We start from the raw sequence: 21,556 nt of genomic DNA on the forward strand, positions 1-21,556 counted from the left end.
CCCCTAGTCACCACTCACATCGCGCCCCACCCGCCCCCCGGCGTTGCCTGGATGCTGTCAGACGGCTGCTGCTCGTGGAAACCGCTTACGGGTGCACCTTGATGGGATTGTGACCGCTATTCGACAGCGGAGCACCGGATTCCGCACACCCCCGACCGCTTCTCAGCCTTCGGTGTTCACCATCGAGGCGGCCGCATAGGTGAGGTAGTCCCAGAGCCGGCGCTCGTGCTCCGGGGCCAGTCCGAGTTCGTCCACGGCCACCCGCATATGGCTCAGCCAGGCGTCGTGCGCGGCGCGGTCCACCCGGAACGGCACGTGCCGCATCCGCAGCCGGGGGTGTCCTCGCTGGTCGCTGTAGGTGCGCGGGCCGCCCCAGTACTGCATGAGGAACAGCGTGAAGCGCTCCTCGGCCGGGCCCAGGTCCTCCTCCGGGTACATCGGCCGCAGCAGCGGGTCCCCGGCGACGCCCTGGTAGAAGCGGTGGACCAGGCGCCGGAAGGTCTCCTCGCCGCCGACCTGCTCGTAGAAGGTCTGCTCCTGAAGCGTGTCGCGCGGATTCTCAGTCACCCGTCCATGGTCGCAGACGCGCCGGGCGGCGCGGGGCTCCCGGGGGGATCCGCGGAATTCGCACTTTACGGTTCGTGACACGAACTAGTATGGTTCGTGTAGCGAACGAAGTCGCGCGCTCGCATGTGCGCCCGTACGGGCTCGCTCGCTTATCGGTGCTTATTTCTTGTTCAGGGGAATGGGGAAAGAAAATGGCGAACGGACAGCAGCGGCCGACGGTGGCGGTGGTCGGCGGAGGATATGGCGGCGCGGCGGTCGCGAAAGCGCTCGACGAGGAGACCGATGTGGTGCTCATCGACCCCAAGGACGCCTTCGTCCACGCGGCGGGGTCGCTCCGGGCGCTGGTCCGGCCCGACTGGGCGGGCAACATCTTCTTCCCGTACGACACCCTGCTCAAGCGCGGCGCCGTCCGGCGCGAGCGGGCCGTCGCGGTGGACCCGGGCGGCGTCACCCTGGCCTCGGGAGAGCGGATCGCGGCCGACTACCTGGTGCTCGCCACCGGCTCCGACTACCCCTTCCCGGCCAAGATGGACAGCGACCTCTCCGGCGAGGCGCTGGCGCGGCTCCATGAGGCGCACGCCGAACTGGCCGCCGCCGGACGGGTGCTGATCACCGGCGCCGGACCGGTCGGCCTCGAACTGGCCGGCGAGATCAAGGCCGTCTGGCCCGACAAGCAGGTGATCATCACCGACCCGGCCGGGGAACTGGTGCCCGGCTTCCTGCCGGAGTTCCGCGAGGAACTCCTGCGCCAGCTGGCCGGACTCGGCGTGGAACTGCGGCTCGGCACCGCACTGGCCGAGGAGCCGCCCACCGCGCCCGGGCAGCACAGGCCGTTCACCGTCACCACCACCGAAGGCGACGAGATCGCCGCCGACCTCTGGTTCCGCTGCTACGGGGTGCGCACCAACGGCGACTACCTCGCCGACGGCACGGTCGCCGTACGCACCCCGCAGGGCCGGGTCCCGGTCACCGGCACGCTCAACGTCGAGGGGCACGGACACATCTACGCCCTCGGGGACCTGACCGACCTGGCCGAGGCCAAGATGGCCGGATACGCCATGAAGCACGCGGAGGTGGTGGCGCAGAACATCCTCGCCCAGGTGCGCGGGGAGGAGCCCGCGCAGGTCTACCGGCCGTCGCCGCTGCCCTCGGTCCTGCTGCCGCTGGGACCCGGCGGCGGAGTGGGCCAGGTGCCGACGCCCGACGGGCCTGCCGTGCTGCCGGCGGCGGACGTCAGCGCGTACAAGGGCACGGACCTGTTCACCGGCCGGTTCGCCGAACTCTTCAACATCAGCCGCGGCTAAGGGGCGGTGGCGGCGGCGCTCTCGTCGGACTCCATGAAGATCACCGGCACCTTGTTCTCCAGCACCAGCCGGCCCAGCAGCCGCGTCAGCAGCTCGCGGTCGGAGGCGTCGAGGCCGTCGGCCAGCGCCTCGACCCGCCGGCAGGTCTCCGCGTAGAACTCCTCGGCCAGCATGCCGCCGGCCCCGGTCAGCGCGACCCGGACCGCGCGGCCGTCCTCGGGGTCGGGTTCGCGGCGCACCAGGCCGCGCTGGACGCTGCGGTCCACCAGCCCGGTGAGGCTGGACTTCGCAAGCCCCAGCACCGTGCCCAGCTCGCGCATGCCGTACGGCTTCATCATCAGGACGCAGAGCAGCTGGCCCTGCTGGGCGGTGATTCCGTGCTCCCGGCCGGACGCGGCATACACGGCATTCACCAGGAATGAGGAGCGCACCAATGCGGTGGCGACCCCCATCTGCCCACTCTCGGCCTTTCGCATTCGCCCAGAATACGGCAGAAGGACATTCGTGACACGAACTGTGTCAGGACAAACAGCGCGGCCGGCGAGAGACGGAAAACCCTCTCGCCGGCCGCGCCGCTGTCCGCCGCCGTCAGTCCCGGCGGATCGTGATCGTCGTCCACGCCCCGACGTGCACCTGGTCGCCGTCCTGGAGCGGTACGGGGACGTAGGGCTGGATCGGGTCCTCGGCGCCGTTGACCGTGGTGCCGTTGGTGGAGTTCTGGTCGACCACGGCCCAGCTGCTGTCGGGCTGCTGCACCAGCACCGCGTGCTGATGGGAGACGCCCGGGTCCTCCGGCGGCACCGACAGGTCGATGTCCGGGGACTCGCCCGTGCTGTGCCGGCGGCGGCCGATGGTGATCTGGCTGCCGGTCAGCGGGAGCTGCTGCTCCGGGGAGTACGCGGGCAGGTTGAGCCCGGTCGCCTCGGGGCCGCTGCGCTGCATCATCGCGAGGAAGTACTCACGGTCCGGGGCGATGACCGCGGTCCAGTTGTTGGACTGCGGGGCCTGGCCCTGGTTCTGGCCGTGGTTCTGACCCGGGTACGGCGGCTGCTGCATCGGCGTCTGCGGGCCCTGGGCCTGCGACGGCGGTGAGAGCAGCCAGTCGTCGCCGCCTGACTGCGGCTGCGGCGGGGCCGGCGGGCCGGGCTGCTCGTAGACCGGGGGAGCCGTCTGCTGGAAGGCGGGCGGCGCGCCCTGCTGCTGGAACGGGGACTGCCCCTGCGGGAAGCCCGGACCGCCCTGCTGTCCCTGCTGGTACGGCGGCGGGGGCGGCGGACCCTGCTGGCCCTGCTGCCCCTGGTACGGCGGGGGCGGCGGCGGGCCGGGCTGCTGCCCGGGGCCGGTGGAGAGCGGCTCGGCCGACCGGTTCATCTGGGACGGGCGGGAGCTCTGGTAGTCGAACGGGTCGCGCTGCTGCGGCGGGCCCGGCGGCTGCTGGGCCTGGAAGCCCGGCGGCAGATTGAGCCCGGGCACCGGCCCGCCGCCGCCGTGCTGCGGCGCCAGCGGGGTGTACGACGTCGCCGTATTCGTCAGGAAGTTCCAGCGGCACTCCTCGCAGAACGGCGCCATCGCCTCCCTCGGGGTGCGGCACTGCGGGCAGAGCTCGGCCTGGGCGGTCGCGTCGGGGTCATGGCCCTGCTGCGGGTAGCCGTAACCGGGCGCGGGCGGCGGGGGTGGCGGCGGGGGAACTGCGCCCGCAGGCGCGCCCGCCCCGGCCATGCGGTGGCCGCAGACCTCGCACCAGTCTTCGGAACCCGACTGGTGTCCGTTCGGGCAGGTCGGCATGTCGGCGCTTCCCCCTTTCCTTCTCCGGCCCCGGAGGCCGTCAAGTATGGCTATTTCTTGACGCGAACGGTCTTCGTGGAGCGCGTTTCGAGTGTCATCTCGTCCGCATCCGCTACCTTCGCCTTCAGTCGCACAGTACCTGTCGCCGCGTCGACGACGTCTACCACCTTCGAAAGCAGTTTCGCAGTGTCCTCGTTCCCGGACGCCGATGCCAGCTGCACCGCACGGCCGAGTTTGGCCGTCGCGCCGTCGAAGTCTCCCGACTTGCGTGCATCGAGCCCCTGTTGGATGACTTGGGCCAGTTCCGCCTGACCCGTGTAGTGCGCGACCTGCGGATTGATCGAGGTCGAGGCCACCATGTCGTCCGTCCAGACCGCCCGTACCAGGCCCTGCGACAGCGTCTGGGGAGCCCCGCCCGCCGGGTCCGGAAGGATCAGCGAGACCCGGGCCGCGAGCATCTCCTGCCCGATGCCGGCCTCCGGCACCTGGACGCACACGTGGTAGTCGCGGGACTCGTCGCCCCAGGAACCCGTGGGGTAGTCCCCGGCCCGGGGACCCGCCTCGGTGCGGCGGTCGGTCAGCTCGGCGACCGTCGGCGCGACCTGCTTCACGAACTTGATCTCCACGCCGACCGGGGTCCAGAGCCGCAGCGCCACGTCCGCGACCTCCTTGCCCATCGCGTTCTCCATCATCTGCGTGAAGTCCGTGGCCAGCCCCGCCGGGTCGGCGACGATGTCGGCCGTGCCGAGCAGCGCCGAGGCGATCGCTGTGACCTCTTTCACTTCCCAGTCGGTGCCGACCCCGCGGGCGTCACAGGTGAACCGGCCCGCACACGCGTCGAGCGCGGCCCGCAGATCCTCCGGGGACTCGTGCTCGTTGCGCCCGTCCGTCAGCAGGATGCCGTGCCGGATGTCCACATCGGCGGCGCCCAGCAGCCGGTCGGCCAGCCGCAGCCAGGTCCCGATCGCCGTGCCGCCGCCCGCGCTCAGCCGGCGCAGCGCCTCCTTGGCCTGGGCCCGGGTCCCGGCGTCGGCCACCGCGAGCCGGCCGTTGCCCGGATAGACCTCCTTGGCGACGTGCGTGCCGCCGACCACGGCGAAGGAGGTGCCGTCGCGCAGGGTGTCGATGGCTGCCGCCGTAGCGTCGCGGGCGTTGCGCATCTTCGTCGGCGGGTAGTCCATCGAACCCGAACAGTCGACCATGATCACGACGGCGGCGTCGGCCGTCCGGCCCGGGGCGAGCGTGGGCGCGATGCTCGCACCCGTCAGCGGGACACCCCCGGTGGTGCCGCCGCCGGTCGACGTGACCGTGATGATGCCGTTGACCTCACGGCCGCCCTCGGGAAGAAATTCGTTCTGATACACCTCGACGGAGAACTGCGGCACGTTCGACTTGGAGAAGTTGGCCATCTGATCGGCTCCTTGAGGCTCCACGTGTCAGATGAAGACAGGCGTACGGACAAAGGCGTCGGAAATGCGGGTGCGGGGCGGAACGGGACTCACCCGCCGCTGTAGGCGGATCCTGCCCCTTGAGGTGATACGGCGAACGGCAGCAGCGCCACTGTTACGTTGTCGTGGCCCCCGCCGTCCAGGGCGTGGCCCACCAGCACCTGGGCGCCGTGCAGCGGCCGTTCGTAGGCGTCGGCGGGCACCGCGGCGGCCATCTCGGCGGCGGACTCCGCGTAGTTCCACAGGCCGTCCGTGCAGACCACCACCAGGCCGGGGCGGTCCGGTTTGAACGACGCGGTGTGCGGCTCCAGTTCGTAGGAGTCGGCGCCGAGCCAGCCCGTGATGGCGTGCGCCCGCTCGTCCGCGTACGCCTCCGCCTCGTTCATCAGGCCGGCCGCGACCATCTGCGCGGCCCAGGAGTCGTCCTCGGTGAGCCGGGCCGGCGCGGTGGAGCGGTCCTCGGGCACCCAGTACACCCGGCTGTCGCCCACCCAGCCGACCACCAGCAGGCCGCCCGCCATGACCGCGCCGACCAGGGTGCACGCCGGCGCGTTCTGCTGGCGGTGCGGATCGCGCTCCTGGCCCTGGCCGTCGTCCCGCGCGAGCCGGTTGACCGACTCGGCGGCCGCGACGATCGCCTCGTGCATCGCCTGCTGCGGATGCGTGCCGCGCGGCAGCGCGCCGAGCAGCGCCTCGTTGGCCGCGCTCGCGGCGGCGGCCGATGCCTCGTCCGGCCGGCTGGCCGACGAGACGCCGTCGCAGACGATCGCGACGACGGCGGGGGAGCCGTCCGGCAGTGCGGTGACCGACACCGCGAACGAGTCCTCGTTGCGGTGGTGGCGCAGGCCCCGGTCGCTGACCGCGGCCACCGAACCGAGCTCCTGCTCCATGTGGTCGCGCTCGCGCGGCTGGGCGTGGCCGCAGTTCTCGCAGTAGCCGTCGTCGTCGACCCGGCCGGCCCGGCAGGCGACACACACCTTGGTGCCGGGCGGCAGGACGGCGGCCGGTTCGGGTGCCGTACGGGGATCGGGCGCCGGAGCGGCCGTCCCGGGGGCGGCCAGCTCGAAGTCGCCGGAGGCCTCCGGGCCGTCGGAGCGGACCGCCGCGGGCGCGGCGGCGACCGGGGCGGCGCCCCCGCCGGTGGTGATGGCGATGGTCGGGCGGTCCTGCGGCGGCTCGGGCACGGCCGACAGGTCGTACCCGCACGCCCCGCAGAACAGGTCGCCCGGCTCCAGCGGCTCCTCGCAGCCGGGACACCTCGACACGCCCGGCTCCTGGTGGTTCTGCGACATGTTCACACCCACGTTCGGGGGCGGAAACGGTTGGCCCGCTCCACCAGTTCGATCCTCTCGTCGCCGGGCTCCGCAAGCCGGGCGAGCATCCGGTACGAACGCTCGAGCCCGAACCGCAGGCCGCGCTCGTCCAACTCACTGCCGAGCAGTGTCCTCGGGCCCTGCGGTCCGGCCGGTGCGGCCGGCTGCGGGGCCGAGGGACTACCGGAGAGTACCCAGTCGAGCGCGGTGCCCAGCACCTCGGTCGACAACTGCTCCCGGCGCACCGCGTCCAGCCCCAGCGCGGCCAGCCCCGAGACCTGGTCCGACGCGGCCGTCAGATCGGTCATCAGGGGCTCGTCCGGGGCCCGTTCACGCAGCCGGGCCCGCACCGCGGCGACCCGGGCCGCCGTGTAGTGGATCGAGGCCTCCGGCACGGACTCCAGGGTCCGGACGGCGGCGCCCCGGTCCCCGGCCGCGATCTGCACCCGGGCCAGGCCGAACGCCGCGCTCACGAAGCTCGGGTCGGTCAGCCACACCAGGCGGTAGTACTCGGCGGCGTTGTCCAGCTGGCCCAGGACCTCCGCGCAGATGCCGAGCGCCAGCTTCGGCGCCGGCTCCCCGGGGAACGCGTCGTAGACCGCGTCGAACGACAGCGCCGCGTTCTCCTTGTCGCCGGTCACCAGGGAGGTCAGGCCCCGGTACCAGACGACGCGCCAGTCGTCCGGGTGCTTCGCCTCCAGCGCCGCCAGGGTCGTGGCCGCCCCGTCGAGGTCGGCCATCTCCAGGGAGGCCCGCAGCTCACGCAGCCGGGTCTCCAGCGAGGCGGCGGGCACCGCCTGCAGGGCCGCGATCAGCTCGGCGGGCGCCGAGGCCATCACGCCCGCGAGGAAGCCCGCGTTGGGGTCGTTCGCGTCGACCCGGGGGACCGGCAGCGCGAGCGCGGTCGCCCGCACATCGAGCCCGGCCAGCCGGGGACCCGGCCCGCTGTACGTCCCCGGCGCGGTGCCGGGGGCCGCGAGCGGGGTCCGGGGGGCCGGAATGGCCGCCGGTGCCTGCGCGTACGGCCCGGGGGTGCCGGGGGAGCGGACATGGGTGGAGGTGGCGGGCAGCGGGCCCGCCCCGGCGGCGAACGCGGGCGGCGGGCCGGCGGGCAGCGCTCCCGGCGTCCCCCCGGGCGGGGCCACCGCAGCGGGCGGAGCGGGCTGCCCGGTCACCGGAGCGGGGCCACCGCCGCGCCGGCGTCCCAGGAAGCCGGACTCGGGCGCCCGCGCCCCCAGGCGCGAGACCTCACCGCTCTGCGCGGCGAACAGCTCCGTGTCGGTGACCCGCAGCTCCGCGCCGAACAGCGTCGACAGCGCCGGACGCGGCCGCCCCGTCTGGAGCGACACCACCTCTCGCAGCACACCCGTCAGCTGCTCCGCCATCTCCGACGCGGAGGCGAACCGCCGTGCCGGATCGGGGTCGGTGGCCCGGACGAGAAGCCGGTAGAACGACTCGTACTGCCGGAAGACCTCGATGTTGTCCGGGTCCGGCAGCGAGTCCACGAAGACGTTCGTGTACCCCTGGAAGTCGAAGGTGAGCACGGCCAGCGTCCGCGCCACCGTGTACAGGTCGGAGGCGACCGAGGGGCCGACCTCCGCGACCTCGGGCGCCTGGTAGCCCACCGTGCCGTAGATGGCCGACTCGTCGTCGTCCATCCTGCGCACCGCGCCCATGTCGATCAGCTTGAGCTGGTCCTCGGTCTGGATGGCGTTGTCGACCTTGAAGTCGCAGTACAGCAGGTTGCGGCTGTGCAGATGGCCCAGCGCCTCCAGCGCCTCGATGCCGAACGCGCACGCCTGCTCCACCGGCAGCGGATCGCGCTTTCCGGACGCCGTGCGGCGCTCGTTGGCGATCTCCTTGAGCGCCTTGCCGCCGACGTACTCCATGACGATGTAGCCGTCGAGCGAGCCCGTGCGCTGGTCGAGGTGCTCGACGAAGTTGTAGATCCGGACGATGTTGGAGTGCTCGATCTCGGCAAGGAACCGGCGCTCCGAGATGGCCGCCGCCATGGCGTCCTGGTCGCCCGTGTCGAGCAGGCCCTTGAGCACCACCCAGCGGTCGGAGACCGCGCGGTCCACCGCGAGGTAGACCCAGCCGAGCCCGCCGTGCGCCAGACAGCCCGCGACCTCGTACTGCCCGTGGACGATGTCGCCCGCCTGCAGCTTCGGCACGAAGGAGTACGGGTGGCCGCACTTGGTGCAGAACCCCTCCGTACGCCCCGCCCGGTCGCCCCGGGACCGGCCCACCGGCGCCCCGCAGTCCGAACGCGAACAGAACCGCTTGCGCTCGGAGACCTCCGGGTTCTCCATCACCGCCGTACGCGGATCGGGACGCGGCACGTCCGGGACGAGCACCAGGCCGGCCCCCAGCCGGTTGCGGCCCGAGGCGTTGGTCGACTTGGCCGAGGAACGCACCGAGACCGAACGCGAGGTGGTGCTGCCCGACAGGGCCCGGGACAGCCGCCCGGACACCGAACGCCGGGACGTGGAGGAGCGGGACGAGGAGCGCGAGGACGCCCTCGACGACGCCTGCGAACTGCTGCGGACCGAGGTGCTGTTGCTGCCCCTGCCCGCCTTGCCGCCGCCCGCGATGCCGGTGGGCGGCGAGCTCACCATCCCGTTCGGCGAGACGACCGGGGCCAGACCGCAGGTGTCGCAGTACAGCTCACCGCCGCCCATGTCCTCGTAGCTGCCCTCGCACGCGGGGCGCTGGCACTGCGTACTCATGGTCATTCCCCCTGTTCGCCCCGCCGCCGCGGCGGCCACGATGCTCCGTCACTCGATTCCACTGCCCGCTTCGCCCACTCCGTGCCCCAGGGCACCGGGCCTCTCACGGGTGCCCCCGCCGGTCCTGCGGGCCCGGCGCCCCGCGCCCGCCCAGCAGGTCCAGCGCCGCGTCCTGGTAGCGCTGCACGGCCATGGCCGCGACCCGCAGATCGCACGGGGCGCTCCACAGCATCCGGCGCGCCGCGTCGTACCGCTCGATGAGGACCGGGTCCTCCGCCAGCCCGTGCCGGGCCACCTTCGCCTTGTATGCGTCGAGCCGGCCGCGCAGCTCGGCGCGGACGGCCAGCGGCGCGGTGACCGCAGTCAACTGCTCGCGGGCCCGCAGCAGTTCCTCCTCGGCCTGCCGCTCCAGGGTCTCCAGGAGCGGCGAGAGCCGGTGCCACTGGGCGTGCCTGCGGTACTCCGAAGCCGCCGCCAGACGCTCCTGGAGCGCGGTCGGCGGGCCGTTGACCGCGGGCACCTCGGACGCGGCGATCTTCGCCAGCACCTCGCCGCGCGCCGCCCGCGCCTCGGCCAGGGTGCGGTCCGCGCGGGAGAGGATGTCGCGCAGCTGGACCAGCCGCTGCTCGGCGTCCTGGCGGACAGCGAGCACCGCCTCGACCTCGCGCCGCACCTCGTCCAGCGCACGGGCCGCACGGTCGTAGCGCGTGGTGTCGGGACGGCCGCCGCCCGGCGCCGAACTGCCCGGCCCCGGCAGCCAGAACGCCAGCGGGTCGGAGATCACCTGCACCCGGAGCGTGGCCAGCTCCCGGGTGATCGACTCCAGGTCGTCACCCGCCGGGTGCTCCCCGGGCCGGACGCCCACCGAGTGCGCCAGCGAGGCCGTCCGGCGCAGCTCGGCGGCGAGCAGGTCTATCCGGGCGGGCATGGCCGACCAGACGGAGTCCGAGGCCACCACCATGTCCAGCGAGCGGGCGTACAGCTCGTTCATCCGGGCGACCAGCTCCTCCAGCGTGAACCGCTCGGAGAGCCGGGCCGGGCCGGTGATCGACGGATCGGGGCCCGCCGCGGCGTGCGCCACCGTGACCCCCTGGCCGCGCAGCAGTTCGGTCAGGGTGGCCAGGTCCTCACGGTTGGGGTGGCGGCGCCTGGCCCGCACCTCGCGCGCCTGGGTCAGCACCCCCGCGTACGCGTCGAAGTAGCTCCACAGCAGCGTGATCGACTGCTCGGTGGTGATCCAGCGCTCCCGGGTGACGCCGGTGAGGTCCGCGCCCTCCAGGAGCCGGCGGCCGGCGTGGTCCTGCAGGGCGAGGAGCGAGGTCTCGATCGCCTCGTGCTCCGCACCGAGCCGGGCCAGCGCACGGTCGGCCTCGTCCCGGTCCATGACCGGACCGGGGGGCCGGGCCGCGTAGCTGGGGAAGGGGCCCGCGACGCCCATCGATCACCTCTCCGCTCTCCCTGCCGGGCGGGGGCCCGGCAGGATCAGTACTGCCAACCCGGCCCGGGGCCCGTCCTAGTCCCGGTACTTGGGCGCCGGCGGCGCCGTGATCCCGGGCAGGCCGTCCTCCAGCCACTTCTCGTACGACTGCATCCACGGGCTGTTCGCCCCGCCTGCGCGGTAGCCGACCAGCACCTGGTTGACCCGCGCCACCAGGTCGTCGGCGCCCAGCTTGGCGGCCACGCCGTAGTACTCCGTGGTGGAGGGCTTGTCGCCCTTCAGCTCCACGGCCGGGTCCTGGGCGGCCTGGCCGGCCGCCAGGGCGTTGTCCGTGACGACCGCGTCGACCTCGCCCATCTGGAGCCGTACCAGGCAGTCCAGCTGGTTGGGGACCGTGAGCAGGTCCTCGTCGGCGTCGGTGCCGTCGTGCTTGTCCTTGAACACCGAGCCGAACGACTTCTTCTCCAGCGCCTCGTACGCCGTGGAGCCCTCGGCGGTGCAGACCCGCTTGCCGGACAGCGAGGAGTCGAACCCGGTGATGGAGGAGTCCTTGGGCGCGAGGACCTGCTGGCCCGCCTGGAAGTAGGCCGTGGAGAAGGAGACCTGCTCCAGCCGGGCGCAGTTGATCGTCATCGTCCGGACGACGACGTCGACCTTGTCGTTCTCCAGGGCGGCGATGCGCTGGTTGGTGGGGATGGCCCGGAAGATCACCTTGCCGGGGTCGCCCAGGATGTTCTTGGCGATCGCCCGCACCAGGTCGATGTCGAAGCCCTCGAGGTCGCCGGACTCGGGGTCGCGGAAGCCCCACTGGAAGCTGTTCTGGTCGACACCGGCGATCAGCTTGCCGCGCTTCTTGATCCGCTCGATGGCGGGTCCGTCCGCGTCGGAGGGGCGCAGGCTCGCCTCGGGGTCCTTGCAGTCCCCGGCCCGCGTCTGGACGGCGTGCGCCGCCCCCGGGCCCGAGACGTCCGGGCCGAAGGTGTCGCCGCCGCCGTGGGAGAGCGGCAGCAGGGTCAGCGAGGCCGTCACCGCGCAGGCCACCGCCATGGCGCTCACCCCGCCCCAGCCGCGCAGCCGGCGCAGCACGCGTCCCGCGCCCGTCCCGGTGCCCGTCAGCGGGTTCTCCCTTGTCATCGCTCCCCCTGTCACCGGAACTCCGAGAGCCTGCGGTTGACCCCGACGATCGCGGCCACGGCACCCAGGACGGCGAGGGCGGCGGCGCCTATCGGCAGTCCGCCCAGCGCCCCGCGCCCGTCCTTGGCGGCCCGGGTGAATTCTTCCTGTTCATGGGCGAGCGCCTGGCGCAGCGCGTCGTCCACCCGGTTGAAGGACTCGCCCGTGGAGTCCTTGGACCCGATGATCTGCTTCAGCGCGCCGTCGTAGTCGCCGTCGTCATCGGTCTTGCGGGCGGTCCGGTGGCGGCTCTGCCACTCGGCGACACCCTTCATGGCGGTCGCCACCGGCTCGCTCCCCATGGAGTCGTCGGCCAGCTTCTCGGCCCTGCTCAGCTCTTCGCCGAGCGCCTTCATGCCCGTGCTGTAGTCGGTCTCGTACTTGTCGTTCTTCCCGTCGGCGGTGAGCACCGCACCACGGGCGACGACCGTGAGGTTCTCGTTGGCGCGCGCCTTCAGGGAGTCGATGCGCGCCCGGTTCAGCACGTCCAGGGACTGCTGGCCGCGCGTGTTGGCATCGGCCAGGTCGGACCGGGCCACCGAGTGCCCCACCGCCAGCCACAGCAGCACCACGGTCGCCGCGGCCGTCGCCGCGAGCAGGCCGTGGTTGAACACCCGGTTCGTCCTGCGGTAATTGCGCCGCTGCGCCCAGAACAGCACGGCCAGCGCGACGATCCCGAGGCCGAGCGAGAAGAACGGCCAGGCGCGCGCGGCGCGGTAGTCCTGGTCGAGCCGGCCGGTCTCGGCCGCGTACAGCCGCTCGGCGGCCGGCAGCAGTTCGTTCGCCATCTTCTGGTTCGCGTACCGCAGGTAGGCGCCGCCGAGCGGCATCCCTTGGCGGTTGTTGGCGCGGGCGCGCTCGATCAGCCCGGTGTAGCGCGGGAGTTCCTCGTTGAGCGTGGTGATCTCGTGTCCGGACTCGGTGGACGCGTCCGTGTTGGCCGCGGCCGTCACCAGCAGCCGGGAGGCGTCCTCGATGTCCTTCACGTACTGGTCGTGGACCGCGCGCGGCTCCTGCGGCCCGGCCAGGAAGCCGCTCGCCGCCGCCGCGTCCGCGTCGGCCAGCGAACGGTAGATGTCCGCCGCGTCGGCGCTGAGCGGCTGACTGCGTTCCACCACGTCGTTCGCCGCCGTCGCGCGGTCGTTGATCTCGAACGCCGTGACGGCCCCGAACGCGACGACGAGCAGCGCCAGTACGGCCCCGATGATCTGGAGCCGGCCCGGCTCGGTGGTCGCCGCGGCACGCAGCCGCTCGGCCACCACGGCCCGGGCGCTGCGCTGCGGCGGCACGGGCACGGCCGCCGGCGCAGGCGTCTGCTCCGGCGCGTGGAGCGGCGCCGGGCGCACATTCGGCGGGTATGTCACTTGACCTCCCCCTCGGTCACTGACGGCGGCCCGCCCCCCGGCCGATCGGGGGACTGGTGCCCGGCCAGAAGTATGGCCGCAGGGACCGACGTCCACATCAGGAACGTCCGGATCCCGCGCGGACCGGTCTCCCCACTCAACAACACGTCCGGGGCAGCTGATCGGTTCCCGTACGCAGGAGGCGTCCCGCAACACGAAGGCTACGGGACGCCCCTGACACGCTGACGGTCGGCCGTCAGGCGTACTGCGCCCGCAGCCTCGCGTGCACCCCGGGCGCCGCCCCGGTGCGGTCCAGGCCCAGCAGCCCGGCGCCCAGCACCGGGGACTCCTGCACCACCCGCACCACGGCCTTCGGGGCGCGCGCCGCCAGGAGTTCGGCGATCCGGCCGTCCAGCCGGGGGTGGCGCGCGGCCAGCACACTGCCGCCCAGCACCACCGGCGCCTCCTCGTCGAGCAGCCCGAGACGGGTCAGCGCGACCGAGGACAGTGCCACGACCTCCTCCGCCAGCCGGTCCACGAGGCCGAGGGCCACCGCGTCACCGGCGGCGGCCGTCGCGAAGAGCACCGGCGACAGCTCGTGCCGTCGCACCGAGTCGATCCGGCCCAGATGCAGCGCCTCGATCAGCGCGTACATCGAGTCGAGCCCGAAGTGCGCGGGCAGCGTCCGGGCCAGCTCGGTCGGCTCGCCCCGGCCGTCCTCGGCCCGCGCGGCGCACCACATGGCCTCCTCGGAGAGCCCCGAGCCGCCGCCCCAGTCACCGGAGATCCGGCCTATCGCGGGGAAGCGGGCGGTGCGCCCGTCCGGCACCATGCCCACGCAGTTGATGCCCGCGCCGCAGACGACGGCCACCCCGCGCGGCTCGTCCACCCCGGCCCGCAGGATCGCGAAGGTGTCGTTGCGCACCTCCACCGTGCGGCCCCAGCCGCGCGCGGCCAGGGCCTTCGTGAGCTGTTCCTCCTCGACGGGCAGGTCGGCGTTGGCGAGACAGGCCGACACATGGGCGACGCCGTCGGCGCCGGCCGAGGCCAGCACCTGGTCCACGGCCGCGCCCAGCACGTCCACGGCCGTGCCGATCCCGACCGCGGGCGGCTGGAAGCCACCGCCCCGGGCCGTGGACAGCACCGTGCCGTCCGCACCGATGAGTGCCACATCGGTCTTGCTGTTCCCCGCGTCGATCGCGAGGACCGAACCGTTCACGCCCACGCGAGGTGCTCCCGGTTGTGCGCGATCAGCTTGTCGGTGAGCGCCTCGGCGTACGCGAACTGGCCGATCAGGGGGTGCGCGAGCAGCGCCTTGAACACCCGGTCGCGGCCACCGCGCAGGGCGGCCTCCAGCGCCAGGTCCTCGTACGCCGTCACGTTGGCGATCAGACCGGCGTACAGCGGGTCCAGCTCCGGCACGGCGAGCGGGGCCGCGCCCTGCTTGCCGACCTTCGCCTGGACCTCGATCACCGCGTCGTCCGGCAGGAACGGCAGCGTGCCGTTGTTGTAGGTGTTGACCACCTGGTGCGCCGAGCCGCCGCCGCCGAGCAGGGCCGCCGCCAGGTCCACGGCCGCCTCCGAGTAGAAGGCGCCGCCGCGCTTGGCGAGCAGCGCGGGCTTCTCGTCCAGCGCCGGATCGCCGTACTGGGCCAGGAGTTCCTTCTCCATCGCGGCGACCTCGGCCGCCCGCGAGGGCTTGGTGCCCAGCTCCCGTACGACCTCGTCGTGCGCGTAGAAGTAGCGCAGGTAGTACGAGGGGATCACGCCGAGGCGGTCCACGATCGCCCGGGGCATGTGCAGGTCGTCCGCGATCGCGTCGCCGTGCTCGGCGATCAGCCGGGGCAGCACGTTCTCCCCGTCGGGGCCGCCGAGGCGGACCCCCAGCTCCCAGGTCAGGTGGTTCAGCCCGACGTGGTCGAGGTGCACCTCGCCCGGGGTCACGTCCAGCAGCCGAGCGAACTTCCGCTGGAAGCCGATGGCCACGTTGCACAGGCCGACGGCCTTGTGCCCGGCCTGCAGCAGCGCCCGGGTGACGATGCCGACCGGGTTGGTGAAGTCGATGATCCAGGCGTCCGGGTTGGTGCGCCGGACCCGCTCCGCGATGTCCAGGACGACCGGGACGGTGCGCAGGGCCTTGGCGAGACCGCCGGCCCCGGTGGTCTCCTGGCCGACGCAGCCGCACTCCAGCGGCCAGGTCTCGTCCTGGTTGCGGGCGGCCTGGCCGCCCACGCGCAGCTGGAGCAGGACCGCGTCGGCGCCGGCGACGCCGGCGTCGATGTCCGAGGTGGTGACGATCCTGCCCGGGTGGCCCTGCTTGGCGAAGATCCGCCGGGCGAGGCCGCCGACGAGTTCGAGCCGGTCGGCCGCCGGGTCGACGAGCACCAGCTCCTCGACCGGCAGGGTGTCCCGCAGCCGGGCGAATCCGTCGATCAGTTCAGGTGTGTAGGTGGACCCGCCACCCACTACTGCGAGCTTCATGAATCAGCCCTTTACTCCGGTCAGTGTGACGCCCTCGACAAAGGCCTTCTGTGCGAAGAAGAAGACGACGATCACAGGGGCCATGACCAGAACGGTCGCAGCCATGGTCAGGTTCCAGTCGGTGTGGTGTGCGCCCTTGAAGGACTCCAGTCCATAACTCAGGGTCCAGGCCCCCGGGTTCTCCGAGGCGTAGATCTGCGGGCCGAAGTAGTCGTTCCAGGCGTAGAAGAACTGGAAGAGGGCCACGGCGGCGATGCCCGGCTTGGCCATCGGCACCACGACGCGCAGCAGGGTGCGCAGTTCACCGCAGCCGTCGACCTTCGCGGCGTCGAGGTACTCGTCGGGGATGGTCAGCAGGAACTGCCGCAGCAGGAAGATGGAGAACGCGTCGCCGAACGCCATCGGGATGATCAGCGGCCAGAGCGTCCCGGACAGGTCCAGCTGCTTCGCCCAGAACAGGTACATCGGGATGACCACGACCTGCGGCGGCAGCATCATCATCGAGATGACGAGCATCAGCGACAGATGCCGGCCGCGGAAGCGGAACTTGGCGAGCGCGTACGCCACGGGCAGCGAGGACACCACCGTGAGCACGGTGCCCAGCCCCGCGTACAGCAGGGTGTTCTTCCACCAGGTCAGAAAGCCCTCGGTCTCGAACACCTCCTTGTAGTTGCTCCACTCGAAGGGGTGCGGCCACAGGTCACGGGTCAGTGCCTGCTGGTCGCTCATCAGCGAGGTGAGCAGGAGGAAGACGAACGGCAGCACGAAGAAGAGGGCCGCCGCCACGCCGAGCGAGTGCACGGCGATCCAGTGCAGCAGCGCCTTGCGGCGTGCGACGCGCTCGGCCGGGGTGACGGGGTCACTCGCCGGGCCGGCGGCCTTGGGGGTGTCGAGAAGCTGCGCCACGTCACTCACCTGCCTGGATCAGTCCGCTGCGGCGCCGCATCAGCAGTGCGGTGAACGCCATGGCGAGGACGAAGAGAACGAGCGCGACCACACAGGCGGAGCCGTAGTCGAAGCGCTGGAAACCGAGGTTGTAGACCAGCTGCGGAAGCGTCAGTGTCGACTTGTCGGGATAGCCCGGTTCGAACTGCTGCCCGGAGCCGCCCATCACTCCCGAGGCGACCTTCCCGGCCACCAGCGGCTGGGTGTAGTACTGCATCGTCTGGATGATGCCGGTGACCACGGCGAACATGATGATCGGCGAGATGTTCGGCAGGGTGACGAAGCGGAACCGCTGGAGCGGGGTCGCCCCGTCCAGCTCCGCCGCCTCGTACTGCTCCTTGGGGACGTCGAGGAGCGCGGCCATGAAGATCACCATCAGGTCGCCCACCCCCCACACCGCGAGGGCGGTCAGCGCCGGCTTGGACCAGGTGGCGTCCGTGAACCAGCCCGGCGTCCCCATCCCCAGCCCGCCGAGGATCGAGTTGACCGGTCCGGTACCCGGGTTGAGCAGGAAGACGAAACCCAGGGTCGCGGCGACCGGCGGGGCCAGATAGGGCAGGTAGAACAGCGTCCGGAAGACCCCGGTGCCCGTCTTGATCTTGGTGATCAGCAGACCGACGCCGAGTCCGAACACCACCCGGCAGCTGACCATGACGACGACCAGCCAGAGCGTGTTGCGCAGGGCGGGCCAGAAGAGCGGGTAGTCGTTGAAGACGAACGACCAGTTCTTCAGCCCGCTGAACTGCGGGGGCGTGAAGCCGTCGTAGCTGGTGAAGGAGAAATAGAGCGTGGAGATCAGCGGGTAGGCGAAGAAGACGCAGAACCCGATCAGCCACGGCGACATGAAGGCCGCCGTCCGAAGCGCCGACCGGCGGCGCTTCGAACGGAGTGTGTACGTGCTCATCGTGGTGCTACTTCGCCTGTGCGATCGCGGCGTCGATTTCCTGGGCGGTCTTCTCCAGGCCCGCCTTGACGTCCTTCTGCTTGCCCTTCTCGATGTCGAAGCCGAGGTTCTGGAGCGAGACCAGGTACGCGCCGCCGTTGACCGAGGGCGGGGCGGTGGTGGACTTCGGGTCGGCCGCGATGTCCAGGAAGGTCTTGAAGCGCGGGTCGTACTTCAGCTTCGGCGACTTCAGTGCGGCGAGCGTCGAGGGCACGTTGTGGATCGCGTTGGCGAAGTTCACCACCGCGTCCGTGTCGGTCGTCATGTACTTCACCAGCTCCCAGGCGGCGTTCTGCTTGGAGGAGGTGGCGGCGATGCCCGCGATGGTGCCGGTCAGATAGCCCTTGCCGTAGGTGTCCGCCTCGTCGTCCGCGACGGGCATCGGGGCCACCCCGATCTCGAACTTCGGCTTCGTGTCCTCGGCCATGCCGAGCCGCCACTCGCCGTCCAGCTGCATGGCCACCTGGCCGGTGTGGAACGGGTGCTTGGCGCCCCACTCGTCACCGAAGCCGGTCCGGAACTTCTCCAGCTTCTCGTACCCGCCGAGCGAGTCGACCAGCTTCTTCTGGTTGGTCAGCATCGCGGCGAACGCCGGGTCCTTGGCGATGTTCGACTTGCCGTCCGCGTCGAAGTACGTCGGGTTCCAGCCACCCAGGTAGTGCTCGGTCGTCGACTCGTAGCCGTGGTAGTTCGGCATGAAGCCCAGCTGCTCGTACGAGTCGCCCTTGGTCTTCGTCAGCTTCTTGGCGTCGGCGGCCAACTCGGACCAGGTCTTCGGCGGGTCGGCGATCCCGGCGGCCTTGAACGCGTCCTTGTTGTAGTACAGGCCGTACGCGTCACCCAGCAGCGGCACCGTGCAGCGCACCCCGTCGAACTGGGTGTACTCGTTCATCGCCTTCGGGAAGGTCGCGTCCGGGTCGATGCCGTCCTTCTTCAGGAACGGGTTGAGGTCGACGAACGCCTTCGAGGAGCAGAACTTGCCCACGTTGTTGGTGGTGAACGAGGAGACGACGTCCGGCGCCTTCGAACCGCCCGCCCGCAGCGCCTGGTTGATCTTGTCGTCGGTCATGTTGCCGACGACCTTCACATGGATGTTGGGGTGCGCCTTCTGGAAGGCGTCGACCGTGTCCTGGATCCCCTTGACCTCGTTCGGGGCGCTCCAGCCGTGCCAGAAGGTGATGGTCGTGTCCTTGGACGCGTCATCCGTGGCACCGGAGCCGCTCTGGCCGGTACAGGCGGATGCGAACAGGGCTATCGCGGCGGTCGCGGCGAGCGCGACGGCCGGCTTCCGGCGGTTTCCGGACATGGTGGTGTCTCCCGATCAAGGGTTGGGACGGGGAAGGAGAGAGGGGAGGTGCGCAGGAGGTGAGGTACGTGAGGTAGGGAGGAGGCGAGGCGGGACGTACGGGGGAGGTGCGAGGGGTCAGCGCGAGGTGTCGAAGACTTCGTCGCGCGTGGTGGCGAGCGCGCTCTCCAGCGCGCCCCGCAGGACGGGCCGGTGGGTGATCGCACCGGCGATCAGCCGGGGCCGGGAGGCCGCGAGCTCGGCCAGCTCGGCCGCCACCCGCACGCGCAGCGGTTCCCCGCCGCGCGAGATCAGTTCGCCCGACAGCACGACGACTTCGGGGTCCAGGACGGCGACCATGGAGGCGAGACCGGTCGCCAGGCCGGTGGCGAACAGATCGAGCAGCCGGCCGTACGGCCCGCCCTCGCCGCTCTCCGCGGCCGCGGCCGCCCGCCCGACCAGCTCGGCGGCGATCTCGTGGTGGGTGCCCGGGCCGCGCACCGCCTCGTCGTCGATGCCGAGTTCACGGGCGAGCCTGGCGAGCACCTGGGCGCCCGCCAGCTCCTGGAAGCCGCCCGCGTTCGCCTTGGTGACCTGGCGGACCAGCGGAGCGCCCGGCACCGGCAGGAAGCCGACCTCGCCGGCGCCGCCGGTGAAGCCCCGGTGCAGCCGGCCGTTGATGACGAGGGCGGCGCCGAGGCCCTCCTCGTTCCACAGGAGGACGAAGTCGTCGTGCCCCCGGGCCGCGCCGAGCCGTTGTTCGGCCACCGCGACCAGGTTCACGTCGTTCTCGTACTCGACCGGCATCGGCAGGAAGGCGGCCAGCTCGTCCAGCAGGGTGGGGGAGTGCCAGCCGGGCAGGTGCGAGGCGTACCGCAGCCTCCCCGTGCCCGGGTCGAAGGCGCCCGGGGTGCCGATGACGACCCGGTGCACATCGGACCGGGTCAGCCCGGCGTCCTTGACCGCCCCGTCCAGCGCCTCGGTCACCTGGCGCACCACGCTGTCGGCGCGCCGCCCGGGGGTCCGCAGCTCGAACTGCCCGACCGTCTCGCCCGTCACATCGGCGACGGCGGCGACGATCCGCTGGGCGTTCACGTCGAGCCCGGCCACATGGGCGGCCGAGGCGTTGACGGTGTACAGCTGGGCGTTGGGTCCCGGGCGCCCTGCGGCGGTCCCGGTGGCGACGACCAGACCGGCCGCCTCCAGCCGGGCCAGCAGCTGGGAGGCGGTGGGCTTGGAGAGGCCGGTGAGCTTCCCGATCCGGGTCCGGGACAGCGGCCCGTGCTCCAGGAGCAGGTCGAGGGCGGCGCGGTCGTTCATGGCGCGCAGAACGCGGGGGGTGCCCGGTGTGGTTCCGGCCATGCTCACTGCACCTGCCCTCTGTTAGGAAAGTTTCCTATTCGGTGAGAGGACCGTAGGGCGCCTGCCACCGGGGCGTCAATGGTGCGCGCCCCGGTGGCAACCAAAGCGTTACTTCGCGATGTTCGGCGGCGGGATCGGGGTCGCGGCCAGCGACTGGGGCGAGGTGGCCGAGGCGTACGCCGAGGGGGCGGCCATCGCGGCCGTCGGGTCGGCGGCCGAGGGCTCGTCCGGCTGTCCCGTGCCGGCGACCATGCGGATGCCCGCCTCGTCGAAGGCCTGCTTGATGCGCCAGCGCAGCTCGCGCTCCACGCCCAGGGCCTTGCCCGGCATGGTCTTCGCGGTCACCCGGACCGTCATCGACTCCAGCAGCACCGTGTCCAGGCCCAGGATCTCCACCGGCCCCCACAGGCGCTCGGTCCACGGGTCCTCCTTGGCCATCTGCTGGGCGGCCTCGGTGATCACCGCACGGATCTGGTCGAGGTCCTCGGAGGGCCGTACCTGCACGTCGACGCCGGCGGTGGACCAGCCCTGGCTGAGGTTGCCGATCCGCTTCACCTCGCCGTTGCGGACGTACCAGATCTCGCCGTTGTCGCCGCGCAGCTTGGTGACGCGCAGGCCGACCTCGATGACCTCGCCGGAGGCGACGCCCGCGTCGATCGTGTCGCCGACGCCGTACTGGTCCTCCAGGATCATGAAGACACCGGAGAGGAAGTCGGTGACGAGGTTGCGCGCGCCGAAACCGAGCGCGACGCCCGCGACACCGGCGGAGGCCAGCAGCGGGGCCAGATTGATCTGGAACGCGCCCAGGATCATCAGGGCGGCGGTGCCCAGGATCAGGAACGAGGCCACCGAACGGAGTACGGAGCCGATCGCCTCCGAGCGCTGGCGGCGGCGCTCCGCGTTGACCAGCAGCCCGCCCAGCGCGGTGCCCTCCACCGCCTGGGCGCTGCGGTTCATGCGTTCTATGAGCTTGGTCAGGGCACGGCGGACCGCGATGCGCAACACGATCGCGATGGCGGCGATGAGCATGATCCGCAGACCGGTGTTCAGCCAGGTGGACCAGTTCTCCTCCACCCATCCCGCGGCGTTGCCGGCCTGCTTGGCGGCTTCGTCCAGCGAGCCGCCCGGCTCGGGTGACGGGGCTGCGGCCAACAGGGCGGACAGGGACACGGCGGGACCTCCAGATGGGCGAGCGCTGAAACAACCACACTAACGGGGCATCCGCAGTGCTCCGTTGCCGTGATCGAGGGGAGAGACACGGCTCACCCGGGGATATGGAACAGGTAAAGGAACAGACGGGATCCCGGCCGGACACGGCGGTGTGTGGCCGATCGCACATCGGACGCGGCCATGGACGGCGGGGCCCCGAAGCGCCTGTTCCGGCGGGCCCGCGCCACCCGGGGCGGCCGGGCCGGGAGAAAAATCCTTCCGGCCCGTTAC

The 21,556-nt window shown here is 71.9% G+C and carries 17 protein-coding genes; 1 reads left to right on the forward strand and 16 read right to left on the reverse strand.

Annotation, left to right across the window (positions count from 1 at the left end; genetic code table 11):
- Positions 1–162: 162 nt before the first annotated feature.
- Positions 163–567, reverse strand: a complete 405-nt coding sequence (locus RLT58_RS23865) for a globin (protein WP_311312409.1) — start codon at positions 565–567, stop codon at positions 163–165.
- A 191-nt stretch (positions 568–758) separates the two neighbouring features.
- Between RLT58_RS23865 and RLT58_RS23870 the strand changes: the two genes are divergently transcribed.
- Complete coding sequence (locus RLT58_RS23870; RefSeq protein ID WP_311312410.1) at positions 759–1,871, forward strand: NAD(P)/FAD-dependent oxidoreductase; 1,113 nt, start codon at positions 759–761, stop codon at positions 1,869–1,871.
- Here the strand turns inward: RLT58_RS23870 and RLT58_RS23875 are convergent.
- The 15 genes from RLT58_RS23875 to RLT58_RS23945 all read right to left on the reverse strand — a co-directional run bounded on the left by RLT58_RS23875 (position 1,868) and on the right by RLT58_RS23945 (position 21,286).
- Positions 1,868–2,323, reverse strand: a complete 456-nt coding sequence (locus RLT58_RS23875; RefSeq protein WP_311314625.1) for a MarR family winged helix-turn-helix transcriptional regulator — start codon at positions 2,321–2,323, stop codon at positions 1,868–1,870. The genes RLT58_RS23870 and RLT58_RS23875 overlap by 4 nt on opposite strands.
- Before the next feature lie 136 nt (positions 2,324–2,459).
- A complete protein-coding gene (locus RLT58_RS23880; protein ID WP_311312411.1) occupies positions 2,460–3,656 on the reverse strand; it encodes an FHA domain-containing protein in 1,197 nt (398 codons plus the stop codon).
- Between the two features lie 50 nt (positions 3,657–3,706).
- A complete protein-coding gene (locus RLT58_RS23885) occupies positions 3,707–5,065 on the reverse strand; it encodes a vWA domain-containing protein (RefSeq protein WP_311312412.1) in 1,359 nt (452 codons plus the stop codon).
- Between the two features lie 89 nt (positions 5,066–5,154).
- Positions 5,155–6,402: a PP2C family protein-serine/threonine phosphatase gene (locus tag RLT58_RS23890; protein ID WP_311312413.1), complete on the reverse strand. Its 1,248-nt coding sequence runs from the start codon at positions 6,400–6,402 to the stop codon at positions 5,155–5,157.
- The gene (locus RLT58_RS23895) at positions 6,399–9,146 is read right to left on the reverse strand and encodes a serine/threonine-protein kinase (protein WP_311312414.1); all 2,748 of its coding nucleotides are present in this window, start codon (positions 9,144–9,146) and stop codon (positions 6,399–6,401) included. Before RLT58_RS23895 ends, RLT58_RS23890 begins: the two co-directional genes overlap by 4 nt.
- Positions 9,147–9,249: 103 nt before the next feature.
- Positions 9,250–10,584, reverse strand: coding sequence for a coiled-coil domain-containing protein (locus RLT58_RS23900; RefSeq protein WP_311312415.1), 1,335 nt, complete (start codon positions 10,582–10,584; stop codon positions 9,250–9,252).
- 75 nt (positions 10,585–10,659) lie between these two features.
- Entirely contained in the window at positions 10,660–11,631 is a 972-nt protein-coding gene (locus RLT58_RS23905) for a glutamate ABC transporter substrate-binding protein (protein ID WP_311314626.1), read from the reverse strand.
- Positions 11,632–11,729: 98 nt separating this feature from the next.
- Positions 11,730–13,121 carry a GlnX family signal transduction membrane protein gene (locus tag RLT58_RS23910; protein ID WP_399131675.1) on the reverse strand — a complete coding sequence of 464 codons (1,392 nt, stop codon included), beginning with the start codon at positions 13,119–13,121 and terminating at the stop codon, positions 11,730–11,732.
- A 235-nt stretch (positions 13,122–13,356) separates the two neighbouring features.
- The gene (locus RLT58_RS23915; RefSeq protein ID WP_311312416.1) at positions 13,357–14,325 is read right to left on the reverse strand and encodes an N-acetylglucosamine kinase; all 969 of its coding nucleotides are present in this window, start codon (positions 14,323–14,325) and stop codon (positions 13,357–13,359) included.
- Positions 14,316–15,581 (reverse strand): 6-phospho-beta-glucosidase, encoded by a 1,266-nt coding sequence (locus RLT58_RS23920; RefSeq protein WP_311312417.1) that lies wholly within the window; start codon positions 15,579–15,581, stop codon positions 14,316–14,318. Before RLT58_RS23920 ends, RLT58_RS23915 begins: the two co-directional genes overlap by 10 nt.
- Before the next feature lie 3 nt (positions 15,582–15,584).
- Positions 15,585–16,487 (reverse strand): carbohydrate ABC transporter permease, encoded by a 903-nt coding sequence (locus tag RLT58_RS23925; protein ID WP_311312418.1) that lies wholly within the window; start codon positions 16,485–16,487, stop codon positions 15,585–15,587.
- Between the two features lies 1 nt (position 16,488).
- Complete coding sequence (locus tag RLT58_RS23930; RefSeq protein ID WP_311312419.1) at positions 16,489–17,430, reverse strand: carbohydrate ABC transporter permease; 942 nt, start codon at positions 17,428–17,430, stop codon at positions 16,489–16,491.
- 7 nt (positions 17,431–17,437) lie between these two features.
- The gene (locus RLT58_RS23935) at positions 17,438–18,775 is read right to left on the reverse strand and encodes an ABC transporter substrate-binding protein (protein WP_311312420.1); all 1,338 of its coding nucleotides are present in this window, start codon (positions 18,773–18,775) and stop codon (positions 17,438–17,440) included.
- Positions 18,776–18,892: 117 nt separating this feature from the next.
- Positions 18,893–20,116: an ROK family transcriptional regulator gene (locus RLT58_RS23940; RefSeq protein WP_311312421.1), complete on the reverse strand. Its 1,224-nt coding sequence runs from the start codon at positions 20,114–20,116 to the stop codon at positions 18,893–18,895.
- Positions 20,117–20,224: 108 nt separating this feature from the next.
- Positions 20,225–21,286 carry a mechanosensitive ion channel family protein gene (locus RLT58_RS23945; RefSeq protein WP_311312422.1) on the reverse strand — a complete coding sequence of 354 codons (1,062 nt, stop codon included), beginning with the start codon at positions 21,284–21,286 and terminating at the stop codon, positions 20,225–20,227.
- Between the last annotated feature and the right edge of the window lie 270 nt (positions 21,287–21,556).

Source organism: Streptomyces sp. ITFR-16, assembly GCF_031844705.1.
In the GTDB taxonomy this organism is placed as follows: domain Bacteria; phylum Actinomycetota; class Actinomycetes; order Streptomycetales; family Streptomycetaceae; genus Streptomyces.